The sequence below is a fragment of the Sphingobacterium sp. HJSM2_6 genome (genome assembly GCF_049316305.1).
In the GTDB taxonomy this organism is placed as follows: Bacteria; Bacteroidota; Bacteroidia; order Sphingobacteriales; family Sphingobacteriaceae; genus Sphingobacterium.
Genome location: NZ_JBMOXB010000014.1, coordinates 49,154 through 62,670, shown reverse-complemented (window position 1 = coordinate 62,670; position 13,517 = coordinate 49,154). Strand labels below are relative to the sequence as shown.

The 13,517-nt window shown below is 36.2% G+C and carries 9 protein-coding genes; 7 read left to right on the top strand and 2 right to left on the bottom strand.

The window, feature by feature from the left end; translation table 11 throughout:
* Nucleotides 1–240: 240 nt before the first annotated feature.
* From ACFRAE_RS12885 to ACFRAE_RS12855, 7 genes are all read left to right on the top strand, one after another.
* Nucleotides 241–2,775 (top strand): DUF1549 domain-containing protein, encoded by a 2,535-nt coding sequence (locus ACFRAE_RS12885; protein ID WP_422797575.1) that lies wholly within the window; start codon nt 241–243, stop codon nt 2,773–2,775.
* 90 nt (nt 2,776–2,865) lie between these two features.
* Complete coding sequence (locus ACFRAE_RS12880; RefSeq protein WP_422797574.1) at nt 2,866–4,287, top strand: DUF1501 domain-containing protein; 1,422 nt, start codon at nt 2,866–2,868, stop codon at nt 4,285–4,287.
* A gap of 92 nt (nt 4,288–4,379) precedes the next feature.
* Entirely contained in the window at nt 4,380–4,922 is a 543-nt protein-coding gene (locus ACFRAE_RS12875; RefSeq protein ID WP_422797573.1) for an NAD(P)H-dependent oxidoreductase, read from the top strand.
* A 93-nt stretch (nt 4,923–5,015) separates the two neighbouring features.
* Nucleotides 5,016–6,290: a DEAD/DEAH box helicase gene (locus ACFRAE_RS12870; protein WP_422797572.1), complete on the top strand. Its 1,275-nt coding sequence runs from the start codon at nt 5,016–5,018 to the stop codon at nt 6,288–6,290.
* A 78-nt stretch (nt 6,291–6,368) separates the two neighbouring features.
* Nucleotides 6,369–6,572, top strand: a complete 204-nt coding sequence (locus ACFRAE_RS12865; RefSeq protein ID WP_422797571.1) for a DUF6965 family protein — start codon at nt 6,369–6,371, stop codon at nt 6,570–6,572.
* A gap of 100 nt (nt 6,573–6,672) precedes the next feature.
* Nucleotides 6,673–7,044, top strand: coding sequence for a hypothetical protein (locus tag ACFRAE_RS12860; RefSeq protein ID WP_422797570.1), 372 nt, complete (start codon nt 6,673–6,675; stop codon nt 7,042–7,044).
* A 724-nt stretch (nt 7,045–7,768) separates the two neighbouring features.
* Nucleotides 7,769–7,987: a hypothetical protein gene (locus ACFRAE_RS12855; RefSeq protein WP_422797569.1), complete on the top strand. Its 219-nt coding sequence runs from the start codon at nt 7,769–7,771 to the stop codon at nt 7,985–7,987.
* Nucleotides 7,988–8,373: 386 nt separating this feature from the next.
* On the opposite strand, the gene ACFRAE_RS12850 is transcribed toward ACFRAE_RS12855, so the two are convergent.
* A complete protein-coding gene (locus tag ACFRAE_RS12850; RefSeq protein ID WP_422797568.1) occupies nt 8,374–9,909 on the bottom strand; it encodes a RagB/SusD family nutrient uptake outer membrane protein in 1,536 nt (511 codons plus the stop codon).
* A gap of 11 nt (nt 9,910–9,920) precedes the next feature.
* Nucleotides 9,921–12,992, bottom strand: coding sequence for a SusC/RagA family TonB-linked outer membrane protein (locus ACFRAE_RS12845; RefSeq protein ID WP_422797567.1), 3,072 nt, complete (start codon nt 12,990–12,992; stop codon nt 9,921–9,923).
* Nucleotides 12,993–13,517: the final 525 nt, after the last annotated feature.

Below are 13,517 nucleotides of genomic sequence, written 5' to 3'. Positions count from 1 at the left end.
AGATATTGGTAAATAAATAATACATATCCGCGCAATTTTAGCTTAATAAATCAATAATTTAATTATTAATTTCCTCACGTTTTTCAGATTTTGGATCCTCTAAAGTTTATTTATTAATTATTAGGAGAAGTCTAATGAATGGGATAGGCATTTTAGGTTCGTGACCTGTAAGTGCAGGATAGTCTTTGTTAAGATATTCGGTATCTTTACAAGTCCTTATAATATTATTATAAACCAATCATGTATAAACTTTTTCAGTGTGTTCATGCTGTTCCTCATAGAAAAAACTTAGTTTTTTTGTTGCTATTGCTATTGTCCAGTTCGCTAGTTAATGCACAAGAAATTGTCGCATCAACGAATGAAATACCAGTCGAAGATGCTGAGCCTTGGTGGGTTTGGGTTTTTCTTGGTCGACTGCATCCATTAATAGTCCATTTCCCTATTGCATTAATTGTTATTGGTGGAATAATGGAAATATCCAAAATTGGTAGATTTCAATCAAATCTTCGGACAGGGACCAATTGGATGGTATTTATAGGTACTGCTGGGGCAATATTTGCGACGGTGTTAGGGTTGATATTGGGTAATACGGGAAGTTACGCTGGTGAAAATTTTGAATGGCATCAATGGTTTGGAATAAGTACCGCCATTATGTCTGGAATTACCGCAATTTCTTTGTGGATTATTTTAAAATACAAACAAAATAAACTGATAATAGTCTACCGTATAGGTTTATTTCTAGCGGTATTTAGTGTTTTTTTAACAGGACATTATGGTGGCTCTTTAACGCATGGAGAGGGGTATTTATTGAGTACAACACCTTGGGCTAGCGATGAGGATGAATTGTCTGAATTTGCGGAAGGGATGCCAGCCTCCACTATTGACTTAGCTTCCTTTACCACAAATCCTGGTGACACCTTAAGTTTAGAACAGCAGGTTAATCTAAATATAGCCGCACGAACGATTTTTGCACATCACTGTTATCAATGCCATAGTAGCGATAAGACCGAAGGAGAATTGCGTTTAGATGAGAAGGATTTAGTGTTTAAGGGAGGAGAATCTGGAGCGGTTATCCAACCAGGTGATGCAGAGGGGAGTGAATTAGTTCGTCGGATTACGCTTCCGGCAGGTCATAAAGAAGCGATGCCTACTAAGGGTAAAAAGTTAGGTGAAAACGAAATTGAAGTAATCAAATTATGGATTAACCAAGGTGCTCCATGGCCAGACCAGGCGAAAGGTATTTTTAGGGTAGCACCATTGGCGCCAAGGCTAGTCACATTGCCAGCGGCCGAAGCTGGGTTGACAAACCCAATTGACCTCCTTGTGAATGCATACTTTAAAAAGAATAAAATTCAGTGGCCTGAAAGTGTAGATGACCGTACCTATCTACGTCGTGTATACTTTGATATTATAGGATTACCTGCAAGTGAACAAGATATTCAGCGTTTCTTAGCGGATCCTGCAGTGGATAAGCGAGAACGTTTGGTTACGGATTTGCTTTCTAATAATCATGCATATGCCACCCATTGGACTACTTTTTGGAACGATTTATTAAGGAATGATTATACCGGAACAGGGTATATCACAAATGGACGTTTTAATATCTCAGCTTGGTTATACCAATCCTTAGTAACGAATAAATCATATCAACAATTTGCCAAGGAACTATTGAATCCTACGGAAGAATCAAAAGGTTTTATAAAGGGTATTGAATGGCGTGGAGCTGTCAATAGCAGTCAAACGACAGCTATGCAAGCGGCACAAAATGTTTCCCAAGCACTACTAGGCGTAAACCTGAAATGTGCTTCTTGCCATGATAGTTTTGTGAGTGATTGGAAATTGGATGATGCTTATGCCTTTGCAAATATTTTTTCTGAGACCGCCTTGGAAATTAATCGCTGTGATGTGCCCACTGGGAAAATGGCAGATACGAGATTGCTTTGGCCGGAATTGGGAAGTGTAAATAAAGCATTTAATGTTCAGCAACGCTCGCAACAATTGGCAGACTCGCTAACATTGCCAAGTAATGGGCGTTTATACCGTACCATTGTGAATCGAGTTTGGGCTCAAATGTTAGGAAGAGGAATTGTTTCTCCAACCGATGAAATGGACAAAAAACCATGGAGTGAAGATTTAATAGATTGGTTAGCTGTACATTTTGTGGATGAAGGATATGATATCAAAAAATTAATCTATTTGATTGCGACATCCAAAACCTATCAACTACCTTCTAGTATAGTAGAAGATCCAAGTAGTATTAATTCGGAAAAATTTGTATTTAACGGTCATTTAAAACGGAAGTTAACTGCAGAACAATTTGCTGATGCAGTAAGTCAATTGGTGCATCCATTATATGGAGAGGCAGCTTTGAAATATAATCCATTTGGTGATCCACAAGCATACTTGCAATCGTCCAATTTTGTGCGAGCAGCCTTGGTGCAAAATGATCCGTTTTTAACGGCATTAGGAAGGCCAAGTCGTGAAAACATCACCAGTGTACGGGAAGGGCAAGCGACCTTGTTACAAGCGATGGAATTGACCAATGGGACAAAATTAAATGAAACATTAGTTCAGGCATCCAAACAATGGGTTACGAAATTTACTAATCCTCAAGCTTTGGTTGAGGCCATATATTTGCAAACCTTAGGAAGAAATGTAAATGATGCAGAGCGTCAAGTAGCGCTTAAATTATTTGCCAATGAAGTGAAGGAAGACGCTGTTCAGGAATTGTTATGGGCTATCGTTTTACTTCCGGAATTCCAGTTTATTGAATAAGTGGAGGCTATATTGGGAATAACAAGCATTATTAAGGAAAAATAGGGGTAGGTTGAGCGAAAAGTGTCGAGGAAAATAATTTGAAAAAACATGAAGAGTAATTGGAATAGGAGAGATTTTTTAAAATCTGCGAGCATGGGTACTATGGCCGCATTAGCAGCTGGTTCGCCATTGGCTGGATTTTTATCATCATGCAAGAAGAGTGCTAATTCAACGGCCGATTCCGTAATTTTATTATGGATGGCTGGAGGAATGGCGCATACAGAAACATTCGATCCTAAGCGTTTTACAGCGTATGAGAAAGGCTTGGATTCCAATAAGGTGTTGAGTACATTTAAATCTATTCCTACAGCCTTAGATGGGATTCAATTTTCAGAAGGTTTAGAATCCATAGCCTCTGTTTTAGATAAAGGAACAGTAATTCGATCCTATATGGCGGCAGATTTGGGGCATATTCTTCATTCTCGGCATCAATACCATTGGCATACTTGTTACGAGCCCCCACAAACGGTAGCAGCACCCCATATCGGCTCTTGGATTGCTCAGGAATTAGGGCCAAAAAACCCGGTTATTCCAGCCTTTATTAATATTGGACAACGTATGAGTGTTGGGGAAGCGGAAGAATTAAAAGCATTTCATACAGCGGGCTTTTTAGGCAGTGAATTTGGTCCTTTTATGATTCCAGATCCGACTTCAGGTTTAGATGCGGTAAAACCTCCCGCAGGCATGTCATTTTCTAGATTTGAACGTAGAAATCAACTTTATACGGAGCTGTTACAGCAGAATCCAATCGGTGAATTTGGCTCAGATTATCAAAAGGAATCTTTTAAACGATCTATGGAGCAGGCATATGCTTTATTGAAATCTCCAGAATCTAAAGCCTTTGATTTATCGTTAGAACCTAAAGAAAAATATGCTGTTTACAATACCGGTAAGTTCGGCTTAGGCTGTTTAATGGCTCGTCGTTTAGTGGAACAAGGGGCGCGATTTATCAGTGTGACTTCAGAATACGAACCTTTTATGGGTTGGGATACGCATGAAAATGGACACACAAGAGCGAAAGATATGAAGAAATTAATTGATGCACCTATCGCACAATTGATTAAGGATTTAGATCAATCGGGTCATTTGGATCGGACATTAATTATATTAGCGAGTGAGTTTAGTCGAGATATGGTGATGGAAGGAAGGCCAGGAGCAGAGGTATTACATCAGGTTGAACAACCAGATGTGATTCAAGATATCAAGAATTATGGCATGCATCGCCATTTTACAGATGGTTGTTCGATCTTAATGTTTGGAGGTGGTATCAAGAAGGGAAATGTTTATGGTAAAACTTCGGATGAGCGGCCTTGCAAAACGATTGAAAAGCCGATTCGGATAGAACGAATACATCAATCAATTTATCATGCTTTAGGTGTTGATCCTCAGAAACATGCGATTATTGAAGGGAGACCTTTTTATACAACTCCCGATGGAGTGCATAAAGCAGAATTAGAGTTGTTTACGTAAGTGAAAGGTTAGTTGCCTGCTCATCATTTGGGATTATCAGTTTGCTAATCTAACTAATCGCTTACATTAGCAGCTTAGTTAATGGCGCGATTATGGAAATATTGGTTATTGTTGATCATCCAAATTTGGAGAATTCTAGGGTTCATAAACGTTGGATTCAAGAATTAAAAAAGCACTCCGCTAGGTTTAAGGTTCATCATCTTCAGGAAGTTTATCCTGATGAAAAAATTAATATACCTGCCGAGCAAGAATTATTGAGTGCTTATGATTTCATTGTTATACAATTTCCGTTTTACTGGTTTAACTGTCCGCCATTATTAAAAAAATGGTTGGATGAGGTATTAACCTATGGTTGGGCTTACGGCTCAAACAGTGGTTATGCGATGGCAGGAAAATATATACACATCGCGATTACTGTAGGGATTCAAGAGTTAGCATATGGACCTGATGGAACTTGTAAATACACTATAGAGGAATTGTTAAGGCCTTTTGAACTTACGTTTAACTATGTAAAATCGTGTTATTCAGGACATTTTGCTTGTTATGATTTAAATAGTTCGGTGTCAGTGTCTTTGATTGAAGATAGTGTAATTAACTATTTTCACTATTTAAATGACATTACAAACAAGAAGTAAACCATTTGCTTATGCTGAATCCCACGAAATAATCCCGAACAGCCATTTTATTTTTATAACTTTGTTGCTTCTTATTCAAATAATACATCCATAGTGGCTATAGAAAAATTAAAACTTAGTAAGCGTCTTCAATCCAATATGAAAGAGCTGGGCTATTTCACAGCTAAAGAAATTCAAACGAAAATACTCTCTCGAATTATTGGTGGTCATAGTGTGATAGGTATTGCGCCTGAGGGTGCAGGAAAGACTACAACTTATGTGTTAGGCGTGTTGATGCGCTTGAAATATTCAGAAGACGATGCTCCTAAAGTATTAATTTTAGCCCCTAATGATGATAAAATTTCTGAAATTGTGGATCGATTTATAACGATCAGCAAAAATAAGGATTTACACATCATGGGATTAAAATCTAGTGGAAGTATGGAAGAAGAAATTGAAGATTTAGTTCGTGGTGTAGATATTGTTGTCGCTACCCCTAATCGTGCTCGTGCAGTTTATCTTAAGTTAGGACTTAATTTGAATCGTATTCAAACATTTATTATCGACGATGCGGAAGAAATTGTGAAGCAAGGGATGCAGACGAATGTTCGGGAATTAGCGCAAAGTTGTGGTGATGTACAATATTTATCTTTTAGTAGTGTGGAACATGAGAAGCTACATCTCATGATCGATCCTTTTATGCCTTTCGCTACATTGGTGGAAGTAGAAGAGTTAGCAGAAGAGGAATTAGATACTCATGAACTCGTGTTGTATCAAGTTCCGAATTTTACGACAAAAATTAATTTAATCAACAGCTTACTGCATGATGAAGATGTTTTTGATAAATTGGTCATATTCGTAAATAGTAAATATACTTCAGAAACACTGTTGGAACGTTTGCAAGTGAAAAACTCAGAAGCATCTGTATATTTACCGGAACCATCCGAAGAAACTCAATTGCACAGCATTCAAGATTTTAAGCAAAATCCAAAAGCTAGGGTACTCATAATAGCCAATGAATTATCGAATCGAATCGATTTATCAGGTATTCCATTTATATTTCATTTTGAACTTCCAGAAAATAAAGCGGACTATATTAATCAAGTGCTTAAAACTTCTTCAGAAGAAGCGGTGGCGATCACACTAAGTACTGATTTAGAATTGCCTGAGCTTAAAAAAGTAGAACAAAAGCTTGGGAAGAAATTTAGTGTTATGCCTTTGCCGGAAAACTTACTGATTTACAAACCTTCCGATAATTCAAAAGATAAGTTTGAATTGGATGAAAGTAGAGGTGGAGCTTTCCATAAAAAGAAAGAAAGTAACAGTAAGACGTACAATTATGGAAGTGGTCTGAAGGCAAGGATGACAAGGAAAAACAAAAAAAGATAGGGATTATTGGATCCCATTTTATTGGTTTTCTGTTATTGAAAGATTTCCCATTTGTCATATAATACTAAATTTGTAGAAATGAGCATCGAGGAGTTAAAACAAGAATTATTAGGAAAAACTTATCCAGAAAAAATCGTGTTTGGCAAACACGCCACCGTAGTAGATATTAATAAATTTTTAAATACACAATTTACCTCCTGTGCTAATTGGACAAAGGAAATAGATAAGTGTCCTTCTTATTTACGCTTGATTTCTTTCCATGAAATAATTAAAAGCCAATAAACGAATTTTTTCTCAAGCTATTGGTTGGAAGGCTTGAACAGCTCGAATATTTTCTGTAAATTTAGATCTAACAACCTAAACCAGCGACCAAATTGCTTTTATGAAGAAATTAATATTTGTTGAGGAAATAGATATTTGTCGATTAAATTTCAAAGGATTTGTTATTGAAAGAGAAGATAGGGCATTGTCCTATGCAATTTATATTGCTGATTTTGATTTTCCATTGTTTGAAATGTACCATGATGAGGATTATAATGTTCACTTTTCATTTAATGACCTGATCGTTGAATATATAAATAATCATAAAACCGCTGATCAAAAACAACGCATGCTTAATTTTAGAAGTTTTTATCAGTTTGTATTGCATAGTGAAAAAAAGGCTTCTTATATGATATTTAAGAATAAGAAAGTGAATTACATTAAAAATTCCAGTAAAATCAAAGAATTACGAAGCTTATACCTATATAAATAAGTAAATGTCAAATTGGCGAATGTTTGATCGACCTGGCTAATTTGTTGTCAATTATATTCCAGTCCCATCCTTTATTGTCCATTGTTAAATTCTTGTCATAGGTTGCCTGTCAAGTTTTAGCTAGTATTTAGATTTTTAATTCATGACCTATATTTTTAGTTAATATTTAATTTATCGATTTAATTAGTTAACATGAGGCATGGTTTAAAGTATAGTCATATAGTAGTCTTTTGAGGACAAAGTCAGGTCGTGTGTGTTGTAACAAGCTTTGAATGAGTTTATTAGTTTTTTTTACGACGCTATAGAGGATTGTCTACATATTTCTAAAAAGTTAAATGTTAGCTACGTAATCTTTAGTTATTTTAAATATAATGGTTAAATTTGAGTACCAAATCATTAACTAGATAAAACTATGGATCACACTGCCTATTTAAAATTAAATTATAGATTATCAAGGTAAATTAATTTGCGGGAATAGTTTTATTGTTTGTTTTAGTAAAAGTAATAAAGCAAAAATTAACAATGAAAAAGCGTATTGGATAATACACATCTTCACAAATAAACGAATACATATTCAATTCGTTTTGTAATTGGAAAATCTTCCAATCATCATCATCCAATATTCTTGAAAGTTGAAATATGCAATAAAGTTTTTAATCACCTAAACCATAAAATCACACTTATGGTTTGCAAACTAGTATTAACAATGAAGTCCTATTTAATTATGAAATTGGAGAACGACCGTATAAAATTTATTTTTCTTGAAGAGCGCGTAGCTTGTGAATTTGAGAGAGGTAACTTTGCCAGGAGTAAACGGTTCGAGGATTTAAATTTTAATAGCCGTAGTCAGGAAGAATTGGCACCTATTAAATCGAGATTCTATAAATTTCTTAGGGAAAAGTACTATTATTTGACTTATTCATCAGCGTATGTTGATGCTTAAATTATTTTAATTACGTAAACCATCTACAATCTACAACGCATGAAAACACAATCTGAACTATCTAAAAAACTACATTCTACCTAAAATAGCAAATTATTTATTGTTTTTTGACTATTGCTTAGATGGAAGAATTCCTTATAAGGAGCATTTAATTCGTATCAATTCGACAACAATTTGTTGTATAGCTATACTTCCGAGAATGTGGTATGTCCCTTGTTGAAACAAGGTTGAATGAATTGAACCAACAGCCCTTTGTGTTATATTTCCTTTAATTCAGGCCGTATACGTTTTTACTTGGCGTCTTAGGGAGCTATGCTTTAAATTATAAAAAAAACCGTTCCACTGTTGTGAGACAGGGAACAGTTTTTTATGTTTAAAAAATGGAATTAATAGCCTGAGTTCTGAGTTAGTAATTTATTTAATTGAAGTTCCAAATAAGGAAGTGGGAATATCAAGCGCTCTTGGGTTAAATTGTAGGAATTACTTGCCAAAAAACCATATTTAGCTTTCATTTCCTTTCCATGTTCGTTGATAACCGCGATTGCCTTGCCAGTTCTCACTAAATCATGCCATCTATGATTTTCAAATGCCAATTCAACTCTTCTTTCTTTAAGAATTAGATCCGCTAGCGTGTTCTTATCTGTCGTGCTGATTAATGGCAGTGTACTTCCAGCGCGACGACGTACTGTATTTAAATGAGTTAAAGCTTCTGTAGGGGTACCCGTTTCATTTAAACATTCTGCTAGCAATAATAGTATATTTGAATAGCGATAAACAGGCCAGTTATCATCCGTATTACGTTCCCGGTTATGGGCATGTAAGTATTTTTTGATAAAAGGCTTCGCTGTTTTACCGCTAGGAGTTACGTATCCTGTACTAGGTTTCACAGCTTGAATAACAAAACTTCCATCAGCGCCAATAATTCCTTCAGCAATTCCAATTGATGCATTTTTGCGAGCATCTCCAGCTTCATAGGCACGTAACATATCATCAGTTGGGACATTAAAACCTCCGTAATTTAAGGTGTTCGAAACGACTCCAGTGATTAATTCTACATTATTAGATTTTGGAATAAACCAATATGAAAACATACTTTGCTGGCCTTGGTCGCCCATCATAAATTGAATTTCAAAAATAGATTCCGTACTATTTTTTTTGCTGGTTTCAAAAACATCTGCGTATATCGGAAGCAAGGCATACCCCATAGTGGTTATGGACTTTAATAATGGCAATGCTGCAGTATAGTCTTTACGCGTCATATAAACTTCTGCCAATAGAGCGCTAGCTGCACCTTTAGTTGCACGCCCATTTTGAGGGAATGTAGGAGCTTGCAATTTGGAAATGGCGTCTTGGCTATCTTCTATAATTTGGTTATAAACATCCGCTACAGAAGACTTTCCTAAAAAAGCATCACTTTCCTTCTTAACTTCTTTTAAATAAAGAGGTACTTCACCAAAATAACGAACCAAGTTAAAATAGAAATATGCCCGTAAGAATTTTGTTTCTCCAATGATTCTGTCTTTTACAGATTGGTCGAATGAAGCATTGGATATTCGATCTAAAATGGTATTGGCTCTTGCGATACCTACATAGCTGTTGTTAAAATAATCATTGGTCCATTGATTTTGTGAGTCATCAAGAATATCATCTATGTTTTCCCTGCGTACGATATGAATTCCTCGATCAGGAGCGTAATAATCGTAATGGGTATTGTCTGAACGCATTTCACCCATTAAATAGCCGCTCTCATTTACAGATCTTCTTAATACTTGATAAACTCCTGATAAAGCTTGAGTAAACTGCTCTTCGGTTTGATAAAAGTCATTGGCACTAAGTTCTGAGTCTGGAGTTAAGTTTAGAAAGTCATCAGAACAGGAGGTAAATGCTAAGGCTGTTGCGAAAAATATATATTTAAGTTTCATGTTTTCTTTAATTAAAATCCAATATTAAAACCAAATGTGAAAGTTCTAGGAATAGGATAGGCGGTTTGGTCAATTCCTAATGCTAAAGGATTACTTCCGCTAGTACTTACTTCAGGATTAGCGTATGGGTATTTGGTCCACATAAATGCTTCTTGCACACTAGCATATAGACGAATGGATTTAATGTAATCCGTTTGAATTTGGAACCTTTTACCTAAGGTTATATTTTTTAGTGAAAGGTAATCCGCATCATAGACCCAACGGGAGTTATTAAATCGGTATAATTCTGTCGTTCCAGTTAAGGTTCTAGGAACCTGTCCATTTCCAGGGTTATCCTCCGATCTCCACATGTTTAGCATTTCCTTTCTCATATTGAAGACACCATCTATATTCTCTAAGTTTTCGAATGTAGCGGCCATGGTTTGAGCTCCAACAGATCCTGTAAATAAGAGACCTAAATCCCAATTTTTGTATCTAAAAGTGTTATTGAACCCAAAAATAAAATCTGGATTTGGATTTCCAATAAAGGTTCTATCGTTGATGTCAATTACCCCATCTGCATTCAAATCCTTCATGCGCGCTGTTCCTACTTTAGAAGATTGATGTTTTGGTTGAGCATCAAATTCTTGTTGGTTCATATATACACCGTCAAAAATATAACCATAGAACTGTCCAATAGGTTGACCAACTTCAGTTCTATTAAAATCTCCTTGATTGCTATATCCGCCAATAGGTGTATTATTAGTTCCTAATTTTACCACCTCATTGCGGTTGAAACTAATGTTGAAGTCAGCATCCCATGAGAACTCATTGCGCTGAAGTACATTCGCATTAATGGATAGTTCATGTCCCCAGAATTTGAACGTACCAATATTGGTGGAAATGGCTGAGAATCCAGAAGCACGAGGTAGTTCAACAGGATATAACATGCCGTCTGTAACTTTGTGGTAGTAATCATAATGGAATTGAACGCGGTTTTGAAGGATCGCTAAATCAAAACCAATATCCCATTGATCGGTTTTCTCCCAACTTAAGAGGGTATTTCCTAAGGAAGTTATGGATAGACCTTGATTTAATATGTTGTTAAACGTATAATTTGTTCCACCCATCATGGCAATAGAAGTATAATTACCAATGTTGTTGTTACCTACGATACCATAACTAGCTCTCAATTTTAATTGAGAAATTGTAGCATTTTCTTTTAAGAAATCTTCATTAGATACTAACCATCCTACGGATACGGAAGGGAAAGATCCCCATTTCTTTTCGGCTCCAAAGCGAGAGGAACCGTCTCTACGCATCGCTGCAGACAATAAGTATTTACCTTGATAATCGTAGTTTAGCCTTGTGATCAGGGATTCTAAGGTCCAAGAGGCCGTATTACTTCCCGCACCAGTTACGGTAGCACCAGCAGATAGCCATGGAATGTCATCATTCGGGAAATCTGTTTTACTTAACCATCCTCCTTGAGTCATATAACGTTGGGTAGTATAACCCGCTAATACATCAAAGTTATGGTCACCAATAGATTTGTTGTACGTAAAAACATTTTCATTTAACCAAGAGTAATAATTGGCCGTATTATAGGCCCCAGTAGCTAATTGTGGTGGCGCAACAAAGAGTCCACCGCCTGCTGTAGATGGTGTAAAGTTTTGTAAGACATCATTACCTAAATCATAATCGGCACGTGTAGCAAAATTTAAGTTATCCCAAATGTTGTACTTGGCCGATATATTACCTAAAATTCGAAAGCGTTTGTAATTATCTTGTTTTTCTTTCAACACTCTTAACCAGTTTGGATTGGCAAACATACCATAGGTATTGGTCGTAAGCGGTAAAGACCCATCTGGGTTGATAGCTGGAGAAATAGGACTTGTGATAAAGGCACCATCGATTACTTGACGTTGTCCATCCAGATTAAGTAAGGTGTTATGGTCCATTTGCAAGGATGGGGCAACATTGAATCCTAAGGTTAGTCGTTTGTTGGGTCTGTATTCCGTATTTGCGCGAAAAGAGTAACGTTGGTAGCCTGTATTTAGTAAGATACCTTGTTGATTAAAATATCCAGCTGTAACGCCAACATTGAATTTTTCACCAGCACCTAATACCGATAATGAATAGTTTTGGATAGGAGCTGCATTTTGGAATAAAACATCATACCAATTCGTTCCTTCACCATATTGTTCAGGATTGCGGTAATCTTCAGGAATTTCTGCTATACCTGTGGCTGGTAATTTCCAATTTTCATATTTGATTTTATCTTCATAAAAGGCTTTTTGCCATGTGGCAAACTCACGCGCATTCATCACATCAGGACGTCCACGTTGGGGAAGATATTGAGCACCATAATAACTGGAGAAATCGATGGAGACACCCTCACCTTTACCTTTTTTTGTGGTAATAAGTACTACACCGTTTGCTGCACGAGAACCGTACAATGCAGTCGCGGAAGCATCTTTTAATACCGAGAATGTTTCGATTTCATCGGGGTTGATGTTATTGATATTTCCTGTAATTGCTTGACCATCGACTACATATAAAGGGTTATTTCCGGCATTCATAGATGCTGATCCACGGATACGAACGGCCATACCTTGTCCTGGTCTCCCGTTAATTTGGGTTACCTGAGCACCAGCAATTCGTCCTTGAATTTTTTGCGTGAATTGACCAACGGGTAAATCCTTCGCTTTGGAAGCATCTAGCTCGGAAATGGCTCCTGTAATTTTAGATTTTTGTTGTGTCCCGTAACTGACCACCACGACCTCATCTATTTGTTCAGTAGATTTCTCTAAAGAAATGCTTAGATTTTCGGAATTGATGGTTATTAGGACTTCTTTGTAACCTAATAAGTTTATTCGTAATTGGGTGTTTAAAGCTGCATTTAAACGGAATTGTCCAGCCGCATCTGTTTTTGTTGATTTTCCTGTAGAAATGGAAGTTACAGTGGCATTGGATAGTGGTCCTTCGGTACTACTTACCGTACCATTAATAGTTTTTAAATCTTGCGCATGGGCTGGAAAGACTAGCAGAGTCCAAAGTAAGGCGAGGAGCAATGGTAAACTTTTGTTATTGGTTATTCTCATAATTAAATTGTTGTAAAATTTTACTTTTGATTATTTATTAGTTGTTTTTTGAGAGCGATTTATAGGTTCATTAGCATTAGAATTTAAGGTGAAAAAATATATGGAATTCGTCTCAGTGGAATTTTACGAGTTGCTTTCTAGGATTATTAATTTGAATAGTAAGGACAACGTTCTGATGGATGAACGTCCAAATTCTATACGAAAGGATGGATAGGGTCGATAAGCTCAGGTCAAATCTGTTGATAATCATAATTTATTCGTGTTAAAAAAAATAATCAAAGCTCTAATGGATAAATACCGGAACTCATAGTGCATGACCGTATAGCCAAATCCTGTAGTTGGAATAGGTCATATTCCATTAAGAGCTGGTGTTGGTTATGAGTTGATACTTAATATTGAATTTCTATGGTTTTTTTAGACCAATAGAAATGAAACCTTTCCACTAAAATTCTTTACTTATTTAAGTTTCAGATACAGTTTATGTTTATTATTGTATAATTTAAATCTATGGTTAATATTAACTTA